Source organism: Streptomyces sp. NPDC048171 (genome assembly GCF_043202655.1).
Classification (GTDB): Bacteria; Actinomycetota; Actinomycetes; order Streptomycetales; family Streptomycetaceae; genus Streptomyces.
Genome location: NZ_JBIDAU010000003.1, coordinates 555,614 through 574,129 on the forward strand (window position 1 = coordinate 555,614; position 18,516 = coordinate 574,129).

Genomic DNA, 18,516 nt, shown 5'->3' on the forward strand with positions numbered 1-18,516 from the left:
GGCCGAGAAGAGAGTGACGATGACGGACGCACGGGGGTCGACCGGCCGGAACGGCGAGACGAACGCCCGGCGCACACCCGGCGCACCCTGCTGGGTGAGTCTGATGGTGCACGGGCCGGCCGCGACCCACGACTTCTACGGGGGCCTGTTCGGCTGGGAGTTCCAGCCCGGACCCCAGCAACTGGGCCCCTACGCGCGGGCCCTGCTCGACGGGTACGAGGTGGCGGGAATCGGCCAACTGCCGCCGGACCGCCATCTCCCCATCGCCTGGACGCCCTACTTCGCCTCCGACGACGTGAACCGCACGGCCGAGACGGTGCGCCTGTGCGGTGGCACGGTCGGCGTCGGCCCGCTGGACGCGGGCGAGGCCGGCCGGCTCGCGATCGCCTCGGACCCTTCGGGCGCCGTCTTCGGGGTCTGGCAGGCGGCGGAACACGTCGGCACCGCCGTCACGGGCGTGCCCGGCACACCGGCGTGGAACGAACTGATCACGTTTGAGACGGCGAACGTCGCCAAGTTCTACGAGACGGTGTTCGGCTTCGAGTCGACGCCGTCGGTCTCGGCCGGCTTCGACCACGTGACCCTGCGCCTCGACGGCCGCCCGGTCGCCGGCATCCACGGTCTGGGCAGCGCGCTTCCCCGGGAACGGGGGCCGCACTGGCTGACGTACTTCGAGGTGGCCGACGCGGACGCGGCCCTGGAGCGGCTCGTCGGCCTCGGCGGCCATGTGCTCGAGCCGGTCCAGGACTCGCCCCGGGGCCGGACGGCCATGGTCGCGGATCCGGAAGGGGCACGGTTCTCGCTGCTGCAGAACGCGGCGGGCGGGGTTCCGAGCCCCACGGGTCCCTCAGGCAGGTGACACCGGCAGCACGTCCGGCGACAGCGCCGCCGCGCGGGCCGTCGCAGCGGTCGTACGGCGACGGTGGTGGCGTCGGCACAGCACCTCGTAGCCGATCTCGTCGGGGGACTGGGCGACGTCGCCGACGACCACCTGGGCGCCCTCGACGACCATGACACCGCCCACGGTGCGGGCGTTGTGCGTGGCGCGGGCGCCGCACCAGCACAGGGCCTCGACCTGGAGCACCTCGACCCGGTCGGCCAGTTCGACCAGGCGCTGGGAGCCGGGGAAGAGCTTGGAGCGGAAGTCGGTGGTGATGCCGAAGGCGTACACGTCGATGTCGAGATCGTCGACCACGCGCGCGAGCTGGTCGATCTGGTCCGGCGCGAGGAACTGCGCCTCGTCCGCGATCACGTAGTCCACGCGTCCGCCCTGCGAGAGGTGGTCGACGACGTGGGCGTACAAGTCCTGTCCGTCCTTGACCTCCGCCGCGTCGGTGACCAGGCCGAGGCGCGAGGAGAGCTTGCCCTCGCCCGCGCGGTCGTCGCGGGTGAATATCATCCCGGCGAGTCCGCGCGCCGAGCGGTTGTGCTCGATCTGGAGAGCCAGTGTCGACTTCCCGCAGTCCATCGTTCCGGAGAAGAACACCAGCTCGGGCATGAGGGGTTGGGCACCTTTCGGCAACGGGGTCGGGTGTGCGGCAGGGCGTCAGGAGCGTACTTCGAGCAGGGGGACGAGCTGCTCGGCAGGGGTCATCGAACCGTGGTTGCCGACCATCGCCGACTCCTTCGGCTCGCGTTCGGAGGCGATGAGCAGGACGTCGTCCCGCGCGGCGGCGACCACGTCGCCGATGCGGTCGTACACCCGGTCGTCGATCCGGGGGCCGAACCAGCCCGCCTCGATCGCCTCGTCCCGGGACGCCACCCAGAACTGCTCGCCCAGCACCTCGCGCCAGCAGGCCAGGACGTCGCCCCGGGCACCCGGGACGGCGTACACGTGCCGGGCGCGGCCCTCGCCGCCGAGGAGGGCGACGCCCGCCTTCAGCTCCCAGTCCTCGTCGAAGTCGATGCGGTGGTCCTCGTCGAAGGGCACGTCGACCATGCCGTGGTCGGCGGTGACGTAGAGGGCGCTGCGCGGCGGCAGCTGCTCGGCGAGGCGCTGGACGAGCCGGTCGACGTGCCCGAGCTGGCCCCGCCAGGTGTCGGAGTCGACGCCGAAGCGGTGGCCGGCGCCGTCGACCTCGGAGTAGTACGTGTACACGAGGGCGCGGTCGGCTCCGGCCAGCTGCGCGGCGGCGCTGTCCATCCGGTCCTCGCCGGACAGCTGCCCCACGAACGTGCCGCCGCTGAGCGCGACCTTGGTCAGCGGGGTGTTCGCGAACGTCGGCGAGGACACCTGCGCCGCGTGCACGCCCGCCTGCTCGGCGAGTTGGAAGACGGTGGGGTACGGCTGCCAGACGGCCGGCGCGGTCCACGGCTGCCAGCGCAGCTGGTTCATCAGCGCGCCGGTGGCCGGGTCGCGCACGGTGTATCCGGGCAGGCCGTGGGCGCCGGGCGGCAGGCCGGTGCCGACGGAGGCGAGGGAGGTCGCCGTGGTCGCCGGGTAGCCGGCGGTGATCGGACGCCCGGTGCCGCCGCGCGAGGTGCCGAGGAGCGAGCACAGGAAGGGGGCTTCGTCCGGGTGGGCCCTCAGCTGCTCCCAGCCGAGGCCGTCGATCAGGAACACGCAGTTCCGGTCGGCCGGGGACAGCTCGGTGATGCCCGCGGTCATTCCGGGGACGCCGAGTCCGGCGGCCAGGGTGGGCAGCAGGTCGGCGAGGGAGCCCCTGCCGTACTCGGGGACGGGGGCGGAGTCGACGGGGAGGGGTTCCGGATCGGTGTCCCAGGGGGCGGGCTGCACCATCAGCGGCCGGTCTCCGCGGTCGCTTCGGAGAGGGCCTGCGCGAAGGTGAGCGCCTGGCGCACCGTCTCGGGGCCGTCCCCCGCCTCGCTGACCCGCAGGCTGAGGTCGTCGGCCGTCGAACTGCCCGTGTAGCCGTGGTCGGCCTCGCAGTTGGGGTCGCCGCAGGCGGCCGGCTCCAGGTCGAGTCTCGAGACGGCGCCCCAGCCGATGGTGAGCACGATCTCGCGGGGCAGGGTGCCCGGCTTGTACTGCTCCGGGTTGGCGACGACGCGGCTGACGACGATGGACGAGATCCGGCCGAGCTTGACGGACTCCGTGGACGTCGTGGCGTACGGCGTCGGGGAGGTGTCGTCGGCGGCCTGCTCGTCGGTGTGGCTGACGATGAAGCGGTTGCCGGTGAGCACGAGCACGGTCACGTGCCGGCGCACCTCGTTCTGGTCGAACGTCGTCTCCTGGTGGACCAGGTACGACCGCACGGGCTCGCCGCCCACGGCGGCCTCCACCGCCTCGGCCACGAGGGCCGGGTAGTAGCCGCTGCGCTCGATCGCCGCTCGCAGCCCCTGGGTCGTCGTACTGGTCTTGGCCATGCCCTCCATCCTAAGGGGGCCCACTGACTGTGCGGCACGCTCCCGCGGGACCCGGTCCGGCCGTGCGCGGTCAGTACGCGGGGAGGGTCCGGGGGCCGAGGTCGTCCCTGGCCGGAGGGGGCGCGAGCCGGACGGAGGCGCCGAGGACGCTCAGGCCGTGCGGGGCCACCACCACCGGTTCCAGAGTGACCGCGACGACCTCCGGGTGGTCGTCGACCAGCCGGGAGACCCGCAGCAGCAGCTCCTCCAGGGCCGGGGCGTCGACCGGCGCCGAACCGCGCCAGCCGAAGAGGAGGGGGGCGGTGCGGACCGAGCGGATGAGCGAGGTGGCGTCGCGGTCGGTGACCGGAATCAGCCGGTGCGCCGTGTCGCCGAGCAGCTGTGTGGCGGCCCCGGCGAGTCCGAAGGAGAGCACCGCGCCGGCCGCCGGGTCGATGACGGCCCTGACGACGGTGTCGACGCCGCGCGGTGCCATCCCCTGCACCACCGGGCGCAGCTCCGCGGGCTTGCCGAACAGCTCGGTCAACTCGGTGTACGCCCGGCGCAGTTGCTCCTCGTCCGCGAGGTCCAGGCGTACACCGCCCAGGTCGGCGCGGTGGCGCAGGTGGGGGGCGGTGGCCTTGAGGGCGACGGGGTAGCCGATGGTCCGGGCGGCGGACGCGGCCTCGTCGGGGTCGGGGGCGGGCAGCGCGCGGTGGACGTCGATGCCGTACCTGCCGAGCAGCTCGCAGGTCTCCGCCGAGCCGAGGGTGAGCCCCTGCCCGCGCGCGAGGTACCCGGCTATCTGCTCGGCGGCGCCCTTCTCGTCGATGTCGTCGTACTCCGGGACCTTGCCGGGGTCCACGGCGTCGCGGCGCCACTGGGCGTAGGAAACGGCCTCGGCGAGGGCGCGGACGGCGCGTTCGGCGGCGGGGTAGGCGGGGATGAGGCGGGTGCCGTCGCCGGGGGCGGGAGCCTCCCGGGGCTCGGGGCGCTCCGGGGCCGTGGCCGCTTCGGGGTCGGCGGGTGTCGGCCGCCGGGGCTCCGCGGGCGGCGGCGCCTGCGGCGCGGTGCTGGCCGCGGCCGAGAGGGCTTCCGCCAGGCCGCCCAGCTCCACGTGGACCACCAGGACCGGCTTGGCGGGCACCGCGGCCGCCGCCGACCGCAGGGCCTCGGCCAGCGCGGCGTCCTCGGCCGGTCCCTCCCCCACCGTCGGGATGGCGGTCACCACCACCGCGTCGCAGGTGTCGTCGGCGAGGGCCCGGGAGAGCGCCGTGTGGAAGTCGTCCGGCGAGGCCGCCGTCGTCAGGTCCAGCGGGGGGTGCGGTCGCAGCCCCTCGGAGAGGCACGCGTCGTAGGTCAGGAGGCCCAGTGACTCGGAGTTCCCCAGGATGGCGACCCTGGGTCCCGCGGGCAGCGGCTGGCGGGCGAGCAGCAGCCCCGCGTCCACCAGGTCGGTGATCGTGTCGACCCGGATCACGCCGGCCTGGCGGAGCAGCGCGGAGACGGTGGCGTGCGGCAGCCGGGTCGCCCGTACGGCGTGCCCCTGCGGGGCCACGCCGCCGTGCCGTGCGCCCTGCACCACGACCAGCGGCTTGGCGGCCGCGGTCCGGCGCGCCAGGCGGGTGAACTTGCGCGGGTTGCCGATGGACTCCAGGTACATCAGCGCGACGTCAGTCTGCGGGTCGTCGTACCAGTACTGAAGGACGTCGTTGCCGGAGACGTCGGCCCGGTTGCCGGAGGAGACGAAGGTCGACACGCCCGTGACGCCGGTGACTCCCCCGCCGCGCCGGTGCAGCCGGGACAGGAGGGCGATGCCGATGGCGCCGGACTGGGCGAAGAGGCCGATCCGTCCGGGGCGCGGCATCTCGGGGGCGAGGGAGGCGTTGAGCCGGACCTCCGGTGAGGTGTTGATGATCCCGAAGGCGTTGGGGCCGATGATCCGCATGCCGTAGCTGCGCGCCTGCCGTACGAGGGCCCGCTGGCGTTCGCGTCCTTCGGCGCCGCTGTCGGCGTATCCGGCGGAGACCACCACCAGCCCCTGCACCCCGTGCTCGCCGCACTCGTCGACGACCTCGGGGACCCGCTCGGCGGGGACGGTGACCACGGCGAGGTCGACGGGGCCGTCGATGGAGCGCACGGAACGGTGCGCGGGCACGCCGTCGAGGTCCGTCAGATCGTCGGCGAACGACCTGTTCACGGCGTAGAGCCGGCCGGTGTAGCCCGCGTCGCGGAGGTTGCCGAGGACGCTGCGGCCGACACCGCCCGGTGTCCGGCCGGTGCCGACGACGGCCACCGAACCCGGCTGGAGCAGGCGCTGGACGGAGCGGGCCTCCGCGCGGTGCTCGCGCGCGTACTGCACGGCGAGGGAGCGGTCGGTGGGTTCGAGATCGAACTCCAGGCGGACCACGCCGTCCTCGAAGCTGCGCTTCTGGGTGTACCCGGCGTCCATGAACACCTTGATCATCTTGGTGTTGGCGGGCAGCACCTCGGCGGCGAAGCGGCGGATCCCGCGCTCGCGGGCGACGGCGGCGATGTGCTCCAGGAGCGCGGAGGCGACGCCTCGGCCCTGGTGGGCGTCCTGGACGAGGAAGGCGACCTCGGCCTCCTCGGCCGGTGCGGAAGCAGGTGTTCCGGTGGGGCCGATCCGGTCGTAGCGTACGGTGGCGATGAACTCGCCGCCGATGGTGGCCGCGAGTCCCACCCGGTCCACAAAGTCGTGGTGGGTGAAGCGGTGGACGTCCTTGGCGGACAGGCGAGGGTACGGCGCGAAGAAGCGGTAGTACTTCGACTCGTCGGAAACCTGCTCGTAGAAGCTGACCAGGCGCTCGGCGTCATCAACGGTGATGGGGCGTACGCGCGCGGTGCCGCCGTCGCGCAGCACCACGTCGGCTTCCCAGTGGGCGGGGTACTCGTGCCGGTCCGACGAGGTCTGCATGGGCCCCAGAGTACGGCTCGCGTACGACAACGGCGCGGGGCAGTCTGTGGGGTACACGAGGACGGCACGAACCCGGACCGAGGCCGCGGTCCGACCACCACACGGGACGGCACAGGGCCGTCCCGGCATGCTTCACGATGTGGGAAACTGGTCTAGACAACACTGGTCTAGACAACCTCAACCCTCTGAACACCTGAAGGGCAGCATCACATGGCTGAGCGCCGCGTCAACGTCGGCTGGGCCGAGGGTCTCCACGCCCGCCCCGCCTCCATCTTCGTCCGAGCCGCCACGGCCACAGGCGTCCCCGTGACGATCGCCAAGGCCGACGGGTCCCCCGTCAACGCGGCCTCCATGCTGGCCGTCCTCGGCCTCGGCGCGCAGGGCGGCGAGGAGATCGTCCTCGCCTCCGACGCCGAGGGCGCGGACATCGCCCTGGACCGGCTGGCGAAGCTGGTCGCCGAGGGGCTCGAGGAGCTTCCCGAGACCGTCTGACGGACGGCGGCCGCGTGACGACGGCCCGCACAGCCCCGGCCGGGGCTTTGCGGGCCGTCGTCGTCATGACCGGGCCGGCCCGGACGCGCCGCTTGAGCACGCCCCGGACGCGCCGCTTGAGCACGCCCTCTTCCTCAGCAATGTGATCTTCGATCTGCGGGAGGGCCGGGACCTGCTGCGGGAGGCGGGTCTGTCCCGCGCCGGCCGACCGCCTCGTCCCGCCCACACCCCCTACCGCGGTATCACGCACACATTGGCTCCCGGGTATGACGCCCGCCGCATGGCCGTCCACCCACTCTGTCCTCCGTCAACGGCCCTCACCCCGGCCATGACGGAAAGGACGCCCATGACCACAACCCTGGCTCCCCCGGTCCCCATCGGGAAGTCCGCTGTCGGGGCCCTCGGCATACTGGCGCTGTCCACCGGCGCCCTGGAGTCGGTGGTGGCACCGACCATCCCGCTCCTGGAACGCGAACTGGACATGAGCCAGTCCGAGGGGGCGCTGCTCAGCATCATCCTCCTGATCACCGGTGCGCTCATCACCCCGTTGGCGGGCAAGTTCGGCGACCGCTACGGCGGCAAGAAGATCCTGATCCGGCTGATGGCGGTGGTCTCGGTCGGCGGCACGGTGTCCGCCCTGGCCCCGAACCTGCCCGTGCTGCTGGTCGGCCAGGTGTTGCAGGGCGCGATGATCGGCGCGCTGCCCCTGTCGTTCATAGTGGTCCGCAAACACCTCCCCGCCGGGGAGTCCAAAGTGGCCATCGGTGTGGTCAGCGGACTCTTCGTCGGCGGGTCGATGGTCGGCATGCTGTCGGCCGGTCCGGTGGCGGAGCAGCTCTCCCGGCACTGGATGTTCGCCCTCCCCACACTCGCGGTCATCGGCGCCACCCTGCTGGTGAACCGGCTGATGCCGACGGATCCACCGGGCCGGTCGGACGACTCCGGGATCGACTGGCCCGGCCTGCTGCTGCTGAGCGGGATGCTCGTCACCCTCATGCTCGTCCTCGCGCTGGCGCCCGAAGCCGGATCGCAGCCGCTCGCGCTCGTCGCCCTCGTGCTGGTTCTGGCCGCGTTCGTCACCGGATGGGTGAGGGTGGAACGGCGCGCGGCGGCACCGATGATCGACCTGCGCATGCTGGCACGGCCCGCGATATGGAAGGCGTGCGTGCTCACGTTCGTCATCTGCCTCGGTGCCACGATGGCGGTCTATCTGATTCCGCAACTGCTCGACGAGCGGGGCGACGGGTACGGATTCGGGGCCGGTGCCACCGAGATCGGCTTCTTCCTGCTGCCCGGCGCCATCGCCGCGACCCTGGCCGGGCCGCTCGGCGGGATCGGGGACCGGCGTTTCGGCTCGCGTGCCGTGGTCAACACCGGCGTCGTCATGATGACCGCCGGCCTGCTCGCCGTGGCGGCCGTGCACACCGAGGTGTGGCACCTGGTCGTCGGCAAGGCGCTGATCGCGCTGGCCAACGGCCTGTGCGTGACGGCGATGATGACCAGCACCGCCGCCGCCGTCGACAAGGGCGACACCGGCATCGCGACCAGTCTGATCCTGGTGAGCCGCGTGGTCGGCTCCGCCGTCGGCGGGCAGCTGGGCGGCGCGCTCCTCACCGCCGGAACCCCTTCCGGGTCGAAGGTCGCGGCCGAGTCGGCCTACGTCACCGGATTCGTCGTCGCCGGCGTCGTCGTGTCGCTGGCCCTCTTCGTCACCCGCACCATGAGCAAAGGAGTCAAGGCATGATCCGCACCGCACCGGGGCCCAAGGTCCTGATCTCCGGGGCCGGCATCGCCGGTACCGCCCTGGCCTTCTGGCTCGACCGCCACGGATTCGAGGTCACCGTGGTGGAGAAGGCCGGCACGCTGCGCAGCGGCGGCTACCCCGTCGACGTACGCGGCACCGCACTCGACGTCGTGGAGAGGATGGGGATCCTGCCGCGACTGCGGGACGCGCACATCGACCTGCGCCGGATCACCTTCCGGGACGGGGACGGCGGCGAGGTGGCCTCGCTCCACCCGCACGCCGTCACCGGCGGTGCCGCGGGACGGGACCTGGAGATACGCCGCGGGGATCTGACGGACGCGCTGTACACGACGGTCCGGGACGACGTGGAGTTCCTCTTCAACGACTCCGTCGACATCCTCGACCAGTCCGGGCACGGGGTCGACGTCACCTTCCGCGGTGGCGGCAGCCGCACCTTCGACCTGGTGTTCGGCGCGGACGGCATGCACTCGCGTACCCGGGAGATGGTCTTCGGTCCCGAGGAGCGGTTCCGCAGGTACCTCGGCTACTGCTTCGCCGTGTTCACCATGCGCAACACCTTCGGCCTCTCCCACGAGACGGTCATGTGGAACACCCCGGGCAGGGCCGCCGCCCTCTACGCCGTGGGGGACGACGACGAAGTGCACGCCTTCCTGAACTTCGCCCGGCCGGAGCCGTCCCTCGACGCCTTCGGCAGCCCGGACGCCCAACGTGACCTGCTCGCCGAGGTCTTCGCCGACGCCGGCTGGGAGGTCCCGGGCATCCTGGCCGCCCTCCACGGCGCGGACGACGTGTTCTTCGACGCGGTCGGACAGATCCGCATGCCCCGCTGGTCCAGCGGCAGGGTCGCGCTGGTGGGCGACGCCGCGTACGCGCCCTCGTTCCTCACCGGCCAGGGCACCAGCCTCGCCCTCGTCGGCGCCTGCATGCTGGCCGGTTCGCTGGCCGACCGGGACCACGCCGCGGGCTTCGCCGCCTACGAACACGCCACCCGTGACTTCGTGACCCTGAACCAGAACCTGGTCGGCCAGGGCGGCGCCACCCTCTTCCCGACCACCGCGCGCGCCCTGGAGCAGCGCAACGACCGGCTGCGCGGTCTCAGCGCCATGCCCGCACCGGAGCCCCGCCCGGCCCATTCGGCGCTCACCCTGCCCGCCTTCGGCAGCCGCTGACGGATCCGCCCGCTTCTCGCAGCGCCGTTGCCCGAGCGGGCTCCTTTTCCGCACCATTTCGCTGCCCCATTCCCGTCCACCGACAGGAATACGGGCAGCCTAAAAAGGCCCTCCGAATTTCCTCCTCTTTGTATACGGGACCCGTGTTAATGCCGCAGGCTTGCCGTGTTTACGGGACGTTGCGAGTTCCTCACACGCTCCGTCCTGCCGCCGCCGGAGGCGAATCGAAGGCGGTGCCCCGGTGCCGACCGCTCGGCGTGCAGCGCCATGAGCGACCGCGCGCGGTCGCCGTCGCCCCGGGCCACCGCGTCGAGGATCGCGCCGTGCTCGGCCCAGTACTCCACCGGGCCGACCGGCGCCTCCACGTCGTACATCCAGGCGATCTTGTGGCGCAGCTGGGTCAGCAGCGCCGTCAGGGAGGGGCTGCCGGCGGCCTGGGCCAGGGTCTCGTGGAACCAGCCGCCCAGGGAGCGCAGATCCTCGCCACTGCCCTGCCTGGCGCGTTCCTGCCCCAGGCGGACCAGGCCGCGCAGCACCTTGAGGTGGGCGTCGGTCCGTCGGCGGGCGGCCCGGGCGGCGCCGAGGGGCTCCAGGAGCGTACGGGTCTCCAGCAGGTCGGCGGCCTCCTGTTCGGTCGGTTCCGCGACGCACGCGCCCGCGTGCCGCCGGGTCACCACGAAGCCCTCGGCCTCCAGCGTGCGCAGGGCCTCGCGGACGGGGACGCGGGAGACGCCGTAGCGACGGGCGAGGAGTTCCTCGGTGAGCCGGCCCCCGCGCACGTGGACGCCGGCGACGATGTCGTCCCGGATCGCGGTGCACACCGAATGCGCCGGAATACGCATGACCGACCTCCGCCTTAATCCCCGTGAAACGTCGACGGTTGACGTTTCCAGCGACTCTAGGCCAATCAAGCGGATATTCCGACGGCGGAGCGGATTTCATGGATGTTTTTTGGCCTACGGCGGGCGGCCGCGCGCCGGCGAAAACCAAAAGCCCCGGCTCACACGGCCGGGGCTTTCGGGTGGTGTCGCGGGGTCCGCCGTCAGACGTTCACGCCGTGGGAGCGGAGGTAGGCGACGGGGTCCATGTCCGAGCCGTACTCGGGGCTCGTACGGGCCTCGAAGTGCAGGTGGGGTCCGGTGACGTTGCCGGTGGCGCCGGAGAGGCCGATCTGCTGGCCGGGGTCGACCGACTGGCCGACGGAGACGCCGACGGACGACAGGTGCCCGTACTGCGTGTACGTGCCGTCGTGCATCTTGATCACGACCTGGTTGCCGTACGCCCCGCCCCAGCCGGCCTCGACGACGGTGCCGACGCCGACCGCGTGCACGGTCGTACCGCTGGAGGCGTGGAAGTCGATGCCGGTGTGGCTGCCGGAGGACCACAGGGAACTGCCGGCCTGGTACGCGGTGGAGACGTAGGACGAGGTGATCGGCGGGACGAACGTGTTGAGACGCTTGCGCTCGGCCTCCCGCGCGGCGCGCTCCTTGGCCTCGCGTGCCTCCTTGGCCGCTTCGGCGGCCCGCTCGCGCGCGGCCTCCTGGGCCGCCTCACGGGCCGCGGCGTCCGCGGCGGCCTGCCGCTGTGCGAGAGCCTGGGCGTCGATCTCCTCGGCCAGGGAGTCGCCGATGGTGATGACCGGGGTGAGTCCGCTCCGCTCCACCTCGGGCTCGGCGGCGAGCGCCGGAGCCGCGAGGGTGCCGACGACGCCGGTGGTGGCGAGGGCCGCGACACCCGCCGCGCGGGCGGTACTGCGATGCATCCTGCTGGGACGCCGGTGCTTCCCGGTGGCGCGCGTGAACGCCATGTAGAGGCTGGTCCTTTCCTTCCCTCTCGCCTACCGGGTTAGCTGACGGGTTCGGAGCAGGAAGGTCTCCTACGGACCCCCTCGCTGCACGCGCGGGCGTCCGATTCACCCCAGGGACTACGGTGGGTCCCCGGCTCCCCTGGCTCGCGCCGTACGGGGACTCGGCGATGACTGTCCGGTGCCGCGGGTGCGGCGCACTGCCTGACGAACAGCCCGGATGACGCTAAACGCGGCTGTGTTCAATCCTCAAACGCAACAGCGTTTTTGTAGCGCATGCCACAGGGCAGACGGGCAGCCTCTCCCTCAATTCGGACAAACGGCGGCCCCGGTGACACTCCGGTCACCGGGGCCGCTCTCCGCGCGTGCCCTACTCGGCCGCCACCACGGTGACTTCACCGATGCCGAGGGCCTCGACGGGCTCCTTGATCTGCGCTGCGTCACCGACGAGGACGGTCACCAGGCGGTCGACCGGGAAGGCGTTCACGACCGCCGCCGTGGCCTCCACCGTGCCCGTGGCGGCCAGTTGACGGTAGAGCGTCGCCTGGTAGTCGTCGGGCAGGTGCTGCTCGACCTGGTCGGCCAGGGTGCTCGCCACGGCCGCGGCCGTCTCGTACTTCAGCGGCGCCACGCCCACCAGGTTCTGCACGGCCACGTCGCGCTCGGGGTCGGTGAGCCCCTCCGCGGCGAGCTTGCGCAGCACCGTCCACAGGTCCTCCAGGGCGGGGCCGGTGTTCGGCGTGTCGACGGAGCCGCTGATGGCGAGCATGGCGGCGCCGGTGCCGTCCGGCGCGGACCGCAGCACCTGCCCGAACGCCCGAACGCCGTAGGTGTAGCCCTTCTCCTCGCGCAGGACGCGGTCCAGGCGGGAGGTGAGGGTGCCGCCGAGGCAGTAGGTGCCGAGCACCTGTGCGGGCCACACGCGGTCGTGCCGGTCGGATCCGGTGCGGCCGATCAGCAGCTGCGTCTGGACGGCGCCGGGCCGGTCCACGATGACGACGCGGCCCCGGTCGTCGGCGGTCACCGGCGGCACGGGACGGGGTTCGGCGGCGGCGCCGGTCCACGCGCCCAGGGTCTCGCCCAGCAGCGCGTCCAGGTCGAGGCCGGTGAGGTCGCCGACGACCACGGCGGTGGCCGTGGCGGGGCGGACGTGCCTCTCGTAGAAGGCGCGTACGGAGCCGGAGTCGATGGCCTCGACCGTCTCCTCGGTGCCCTGGCGCGGGCGCGACATGCGGCTCCCGGCCGGGAACAGCTCCTTGGAGAGCTCCTTGGCCGCGCGGCGGGCCGGGCTGGCCAGCTCGTGCGGGATCTCGTCGAGGCGGTTGCGGACCAGCCGTTCGACCTCGCTGTCCGCGAAGGCGGGTGCCCTCAGGGCGTCGGCGACGAGGCCGAGCGCCTTGGCGAGGCGCGAGGCGGGCACCTCCAGGCTGAGCCGGACGCCGGGGTGGTCGGCGTGCGCGTCGAGGGTGGCACCGCAGCGCTCCAGCTCGGCGGCGAACTCCTCGGCGGAGTGCTTGTCGGTGCCCTCGGAGAAGGCGCGCGCCATGATCGTGGCGACACCGTCGAGACCGGCCGGCTCGGCGTCCAGGGGCGCGTCGAGGAGCACCTCGACGGCGACGACCTGCTGGCCGGGGCGGTGGCAGCGCAGTACCGTCAGCCCGTTGTCGAGGCTGCCGCGGCCGGGCGCGGGGAACGCCCACGGCTTGGGCTCGCCGGCCTGCGGCTGGGCGTGGAAGTCCATGGTGGCGAGGTCGGTCACTTGGCCGCCTCCTCGTTCTCGTCGGTGGCGTCGTTCTCGGCGGTGTTCTCGTCGGTGGGGGCGGTCGGCTCGTAGACGAGCACCGCGCGGTTGTCGGGGCGCAGGCGGGCCTTGGCGACCTCCTGGACCTCCGCCGCCGTCACCTCGAGCACCCGCTGCACGGCGGTGAGGGCGAGCTGCGGATCGCCGAACAGCACCGCGTACCGGCACAGTTCGTCGGCGCGGCCGGCGACCGTGCCCAGCCGGTCCAGCCACTCGCGCTCCAGCTGGGCCTGGGCGCGCTCCATCTCCTCGGCGGTGGGGCCCTCCTCGGCGAACCGGGCCAGCTCCTCGTCGATGGCGGCCTCGATGACCGGCACCTCGACGTCACCGGACGTCTTCACGTCCAGCCACCCCAGGGAGGGCGCCCCGGCGAGCCGCAGCAGGCCGAACCCGGCGGCGACGGCCGTGCGGTCGCGCCGCACCAGCCGGTTGTAGAGGCGGGACGACTCGCCGCCGCCCAGGACGGTGAGCGCCAGGTCGGCCGCGTCGCTCGCGCGCGTGCCGTCCTCCGGGAGGCGGTAGGCCGCCATCAGGGCGCGGGCCGGGACCTCCTCCTCGACGACCTCGCGCAGCTGGCCGCCCATGACGTCGGGCAGGGAGCCGTCCCGGGGGGCCTGCTTGCCGTCGTGCGAGGCGATGGAACCGAAGTACTTCTCGATCCAGGCCAGCGTCTGCTCGGGGTCGATGTCGCCGACGACCGACAGCACCGCGTTGTTCGGCGCGTAGTACGTGCGGAAGAACGCGCGGGCGTCCTCCAGGGTGGCCGCGTCCAGGTCGGCCATGGAGCCGATCGGCGTGTGGTGGTAGGGGTGGCACTCCGGGTAGGCGAGGGCGGTCAGCTTCTCGAAGGCCGTGCCGTAGGGGACGTTGTCGTAGCGCTGGCGGCGCTCGTTCTTGACGACGTCCCGCTGGTTCTCCATCGACTCTTCGTCCAGGGCGGACAGCAGGGAGCCCATGCGGTCGGCCTCCAGCCAGAGGGCGAGCTCCAGCTGGTGGGCGGGCATGGTCTCGAAGTAGTTGGTCCGCTCGAAGCTGGTGGTGCCGTTGAGCGAGCCGCCGGCGCCCTGCACCAGCTCGAAGTGGCCGTTGCCCTTGACCTGGGCGGAGCCCTGGAACATGAGGTGCTCGAAGAGGTGAGCCAGGCCGGTACGTCCCTTGACCTCGTGGCGGGAACCGACGTCGTACCAGAGGCAGACCGCAGCGACCGGGGTCAGGTGGTCCTCGGAGAGCACCACGCGCAGGCCGTTGGCCAGGCGGTGCTCGGTCGCTGTCAGGCCGCCGGAGTCTGCCTGGGCTGTGGCCGTGTGACCCATGGGCATGTACGTCCCTTCGATCGCGGAATCCTTGGTGGAATCACTGGGTGGATCATTGGGCGGAACTGCGGAATTCCGCCGATCCTGCCACTGTATGCAAGCGTGCGGGACGCCGGTGGAGTTCCCGGGCCTCCTACGCCGAGAGCGAGAACGGGGTTGGCGGCCCGCCGGGGACGAGGGCGCGGGAGGAGGGCGTACTCTGCGGGCAGCGCCGGGCCGGGCAGCCCGTGACGGGTCCTGGTCGGTGGCTGTCAGTGCCGCAGTCCACAATGGACGGCGTCAGATCACCGTTCACGCTTCAGCAAGGAGCCGGCAGCGATGGCCCGCCGTAGTACGAAGACCCCGCCGCCCGACGACTCGTACGAGGAGAAGATCCTCGACATCGACGTCGTCGACGAGATGCAGGGCTCCTTCCTCGAGTACGCGTACTCGGTCATCTACTCCCGTGCACTGCCGGACGCCCGCGACGGCCTCAAGCCGGTGCACCGCCGGATCGTGTACCAGATGAGCGAGATGGGCCTCAGGCCCGAGCGCGGCTACGTGAAGTGCGCCCGCGTCGTCGGCGAGGTCATGGGCAAGCTGCATCCGCACGGTGACGCGTCCATCTACGACGCGCTGGTGCGCATGGCCCAGTCCTTCTCGATGCGCGTGCCCCTGGTGGACGGCCACGGCAACTTCGGCTCGCTGGGCAACGACGACCCGCCGGCCGCCATGCGGTACACCGAGTGCCGGATGGCCGAGGCCACCAGCCTGATGACGGACTCCATCGACGAGGACACCGTCGACTTCGGCCCCAACTACGACGGGCAGGAGCGGGAGCCGGTGGCGCTCCCCGCCGCCTTCCCGAACCTGCTGGTCAACGGCGCCTCCGGCATCGCGGTCGGCATGGCGACCAACATGCCGCCGCACAATCTGCGCGAGGTGATCGCCGCCGCCCGGCACCTGATCCGGCACCCGAACGCCGATCTCGACGCCCTGATGAAGCACGTGCCGGGCCCCGATCTGCCCACCGGCGGCCGGATCGTGGGCCTGCCCGGCATCCGGGACGCGTACGAGACGGGCCGCGGCACCTTCAAGATCCGTGCGACGGTGTCCGTGGAGACGGTGACGGCCCGGCGCAAGGGCCTCGTCGTCACCGAGCTGCCCTTCGCGGTCGGTCCCGAGAAGGTCATCGCGAAGATCAAGGACCTGGTGGGCTCGAAGAAGCTCCAGGGCATCGCGGACGTCAAGGACCTCACCGACCGCGAACACGGACTGCGCCTGGTCATCGAGATCAAGAACGGCTTCGTGCCCGAGGCGGTCCTGGAGCAGCTCTACAAGCTGACGCCGATGGAGGAGTCCTTCGGCATCAACAACGTCGCCCTGGTGGACGGCCAGCCCCTCACCCTGGGCCTCAAGGAGCTGCTCGAGGTCTATCTCGACCACCGCTTCAACGTCGTACGGCGGCGCAGCGAGTTCCGCCGGGGCAAGAAGCGCGACCGGCTGCACCTCGTGGAGGGCCTGCTCACCGCACTGCTCGACATCGACGAGGTCATCCGCGTCATCCGCTCCAGCGAGAACTCCGCGCAGGCCAAGCAGCGCCTGATGGAGCAGTTCTCGCTGAGCGACGTCCAGACGCAGTACATCCTGGACACGCCGCTGCGCCGGCTCACCAAGTACGACCGCATCGAGCTGGAGGCCGAGAAGGAGCGGCTCAACGCGGAGATCGAGGAGCTGACCCGGATCCTCGACTCGGACGCGGAGCTGCGCAAGCTGGTCTCCACCGAACTGGCGGCGGTCGCCAAGAAGTTCGGCACCGACCGCCGTACGACGCTGCTGGAGTCGGGCGGCGTCCCGGTCGCCGCCGTGCCGCTCCAGGTGGCGGACGACCCGTGCCGGGTGCTGCTCTCCTCGACGGGCCTGCTGGCCCGCACCGCGAACGCCGATCCGCTGGTCACGGAAGCCGGTGCCAAGCGCGTCAAGCACGACCTGATCGTCTCGGCGGTGGCGGCCACCGCGCGCGGCGAGGTCGGCGTGGTGACGTCCGCCGGACGACTGCTGCGGGTGAACGTCGTGGACCTGCCCCAGCTCCCCGAGTCCATGCCGGCGCCGAACCTGGCGGGCGGCGCGCCGCTGGCCGAGTTCGTGTCCCTGGAGGACGACGAGACGGTCGTCTGCCTGACCACCCTGGACGAGTCCTCGCCGGGCCTGGCGCTCGGCACCGAACAGGGCGTGGTCAAGCGGGTGGTGCCCGACTACCCGTCCAACAAGGACGAGTTGGAGGTCATCACCCTCAAGGAGGGCGACCGCATCGTCGGCGGCGCCGAGCTGCGCACCGGCGAGGAGGACCTGGTCTTCATCACGGACGACGCGCAGCTCCTGCGCTACCAGGCCTCACAGGTGCGCGCGCAGGGCCGCCCGGCGGGCGGTGTGGCCGGCATCAAGCTCACCGACGGAGCCAAGGTCATCTCCTTCACGGCGGTGGACCCGGCCGTGGACGGGGTGGTCTTCACGGTGGCCGGTTCGCGCGGCACCCTGGACGACTCCGTGCAGACCACGGCCAAGCTCACGCCGTTCGACCAGTACCCCCGCAAGGGGCGCGCCACGGGTGGCGTGCGCTGCCAGCGCTTCCTGAAGGGCGAGGACTGCCTGGCCTTCGCCTGGGCGGGCCCGACCCCGGCGCTGGCCGCCCAGAAGAACGGCACACCGGCCCAGCTCCCGGACATCGACCCGCGCCGCGACGGCTCCGGCGTCTCGCTGCCGAAGACGGTGTCGGTGGTGGCGGGCCCCGCCTAGACGGTGGGCGGCTCCGCACCGTCCGGGGATGCGCCGTCCGGGGAAGGTACGTAGCGCAGGACGCCCCACATGCCGTGCTCGTCGGCGTGCGGGGTGTCGCTGCGGCAGGCGTCGAGTTCCTTGTCCAGGGCGGGCGCGTCGATGCCCGAGCCGATGAGGACGAGTTGGGTGCGGCGGGCGGCGCCGGGCGGCCAGGGCTCCGGGTAGAAGCGCAGGAAGCGTCCCACCGCGTGCACGGCGTATCGGTTGCGCGCGTCGTACGGACCGAAGTCGACGTACCCCTTGATCCGGTACAGGCCCTCGGGCCGGCTGTCGAGGAACCGCATCAGCCGGCGCGGGTCCAGCGGCTCGTCGGAGACGAACGAGAGGGTGTCGTACGCGGCGTGCAGGTGCTCGGCGTGCGCACCGTCCGCGTCGCGGTCGTGCAGGTCGTCGAAGGACAGCTGCCCCACGCGCTCCTCGCTCGGCCGGCACTCGTAGAGGAACGCGGGGTCGATACGGCCGTAGGTCGCGGGGACGACGGCGGCGCCGTCACTGAGCGAGCGGGCGAGGGCGAGCACGCGCTCGGCGTCCTCGGCCCGGTCGGTCTTGTTGACCACGACCAGGTCGGCGAGGGCCAGGTGCCGGTCGATCTCGGGGTGCCGGGCCCGCGTGTCGTCGAACTCGGCGGCGTCGACGACCTCGACGAGTCCGCCGTAGACGACCTCCGGCTGTTCGCCGGCGAGCACCATGCGCACGAGTTCCTGCGGCTCGGCCAGGCCGCTCGCCTCGATGACGATGACGTCGATGCCGGCCTCGGGCCGGGCGAGCCGCGCCAGGTACCCGTCGAGTTCGCCTACGTCGACGGCACAGCACAGGCAGCCGTTGCCGAGCGACACGGTGGAGTCGCCGAGGGCTCCGGCGACGGCCATCGCGTCGATCTCGATCGAGCCGAAGTCGTTGACGACGGCGCCGATCCGGTTGCCTCCGCTGCGGTGGAGGAGGTGGTTGAGGAGCGTGGTCTTCCCGGAGCCGAGGAACCCGGCGAGTACGACGACCGGAATCTGCTGCCGTGTCGGGCGCTGCCCCACCGTGCGACCTCTCTCTCACCTACGCGTACGCCGTTGCGCGGCAAGTCGTGCACCGCGCGCGGAATGGCCTGCTCAGGATACGA

14 protein-coding genes and 1 riboswitch are annotated in these 18,516 nt (G+C 72.2%); of the genes, 5 read left to right on the top strand and 9 right to left on the bottom strand.

Annotated features, from left to right (window positions below):
* Window positions 1–19: 19 nt before the first annotated feature.
* Window positions 20–859, top strand: a complete 840-nt coding sequence (locus ACGF3J_RS11205) for a VOC family protein (protein WP_393853983.1) — start codon at window positions 20–22, stop codon at window positions 857–859.
* On the opposite strand, the gene ACGF3J_RS11210 is transcribed toward ACGF3J_RS11205, so the two are convergent.
* The 4 genes from ACGF3J_RS11210 to ACGF3J_RS11225 all read right to left on the bottom strand — a co-directional run bounded on the left by ACGF3J_RS11210 (window position 848) and on the right by ACGF3J_RS11225 (window position 6,244).
* Window positions 848–1,498: a thymidine kinase gene (locus tag ACGF3J_RS11210; RefSeq protein ID WP_122618467.1), complete on the bottom strand. Its 651-nt coding sequence runs from the start codon at window positions 1,496–1,498 to the stop codon at window positions 848–850. The genes ACGF3J_RS11205 and ACGF3J_RS11210 overlap by 12 nt on opposite strands.
* Window positions 1,499–1,546: 48 nt before the next feature.
* On the bottom strand, window positions 1,547–2,740 hold the full coding sequence (locus ACGF3J_RS11215) for an alkaline phosphatase family protein (RefSeq protein ID WP_161330193.1): 1,194 nt from the start codon (window positions 2,738–2,740) through the stop codon (window positions 1,547–1,549).
* On the bottom strand, window positions 2,740–3,336 hold the full coding sequence (locus ACGF3J_RS11220) for a DUF5998 family protein (protein ID WP_161330192.1): 597 nt from the start codon (window positions 3,334–3,336) through the stop codon (window positions 2,740–2,742). Before ACGF3J_RS11220 ends, ACGF3J_RS11215 begins: the two co-directional genes overlap by 1 nt.
* Window positions 3,337–3,397: 61 nt before the next feature.
* Complete coding sequence (locus ACGF3J_RS11225) at window positions 3,398–6,244, bottom strand: GNAT family N-acetyltransferase (RefSeq protein ID WP_393853984.1); 2,847 nt, start codon at window positions 6,242–6,244, stop codon at window positions 3,398–3,400.
* A gap of 210 nt (window positions 6,245–6,454) precedes the next feature.
* Between ACGF3J_RS11225 and ACGF3J_RS11230 the strand changes: the two genes are divergently transcribed.
* From ACGF3J_RS11230 to ACGF3J_RS11240, 3 genes are all read left to right on the top strand, one after another.
* Window positions 6,455–6,736 carry an HPr family phosphocarrier protein gene (locus tag ACGF3J_RS11230; protein WP_122618470.1) on the top strand — a complete coding sequence of 94 codons (282 nt, stop codon included), beginning with the start codon at window positions 6,455–6,457 and terminating at the stop codon, window positions 6,734–6,736.
* 346 nt (window positions 6,737–7,082) lie between these two features.
* Window positions 7,083–8,480: an MFS transporter gene (locus tag ACGF3J_RS11235; RefSeq protein ID WP_393853985.1), complete on the top strand. Its 1,398-nt coding sequence runs from the start codon at window positions 7,083–7,085 to the stop codon at window positions 8,478–8,480.
* A complete protein-coding gene (locus ACGF3J_RS11240) occupies window positions 8,477–9,670 on the top strand; it encodes an FAD-dependent monooxygenase (protein WP_393853986.1) in 1,194 nt (397 codons plus the stop codon). Before ACGF3J_RS11235 ends, ACGF3J_RS11240 begins: the two co-directional genes overlap by 4 nt.
* A 146-nt stretch (window positions 9,671–9,816) precedes the next feature.
* On the opposite strand, the gene ACGF3J_RS11245 is transcribed toward ACGF3J_RS11240, so the two are convergent.
* The 4 genes from ACGF3J_RS11245 to ACGF3J_RS11260 all read right to left on the bottom strand — a co-directional run bounded on the left by ACGF3J_RS11245 (window position 9,817) and on the right by ACGF3J_RS11260 (window position 14,594).
* The gene (locus ACGF3J_RS11245) at window positions 9,817–10,512 is read right to left on the bottom strand and encodes a GntR family transcriptional regulator (protein WP_393853987.1); all 696 of its coding nucleotides are present in this window, start codon (window positions 10,510–10,512) and stop codon (window positions 9,817–9,819) included.
* A 200-nt stretch (window positions 10,513–10,712) separates the two neighbouring features.
* On the bottom strand, window positions 10,713–11,477 hold the full coding sequence (locus ACGF3J_RS11250; RefSeq protein WP_161332798.1) for a M23 family metallopeptidase: 765 nt from the start codon (window positions 11,475–11,477) through the stop codon (window positions 10,713–10,715).
* A gap of 12 nt (window positions 11,478–11,489) precedes the next feature.
* Window positions 11,490–11,654: riboswitch (cyclic di-AMP (ydaO/yuaA leader) on the bottom strand.
* Window positions 11,655–11,844: 190 nt separating this feature from the next.
* Window positions 11,845–13,233: a M16 family metallopeptidase gene (locus ACGF3J_RS11255; RefSeq protein WP_393853988.1), complete on the bottom strand. Its 1,389-nt coding sequence runs from the start codon at window positions 13,231–13,233 to the stop codon at window positions 11,845–11,847.
* The gene (locus ACGF3J_RS11260; RefSeq protein ID WP_393853989.1) at window positions 13,230–14,594 is read right to left on the bottom strand and encodes a M16 family metallopeptidase; all 1,365 of its coding nucleotides are present in this window, start codon (window positions 14,592–14,594) and stop codon (window positions 13,230–13,232) included. The genes ACGF3J_RS11255 and ACGF3J_RS11260 overlap by 4 nt, the downstream gene beginning before the upstream one ends.
* A 312-nt stretch (window positions 14,595–14,906) precedes the next feature.
* Here ACGF3J_RS11260 and ACGF3J_RS11265 point away from each other — a divergent pair, with 312 nt between their 5' ends.
* Window positions 14,907–17,363 (top strand): DNA topoisomerase (ATP-hydrolyzing) subunit A, encoded by a 2,457-nt coding sequence (locus tag ACGF3J_RS11265; protein ID WP_393853990.1) that lies wholly within the window; start codon window positions 14,907–14,909, stop codon window positions 17,361–17,363.
* On the opposite strand, the gene ACGF3J_RS11270 is transcribed toward ACGF3J_RS11265, so the two are convergent.
* Window positions 17,360–18,433, bottom strand: a complete 1,074-nt coding sequence (locus tag ACGF3J_RS11270) for a GTP-binding protein (protein ID WP_161332794.1) — start codon at window positions 18,431–18,433, stop codon at window positions 17,360–17,362. The two genes, ACGF3J_RS11265 and ACGF3J_RS11270, sit on opposite strands and share 4 nt — an antisense overlap.
* Window positions 18,434–18,516 lie beyond the last annotated feature (83 nt).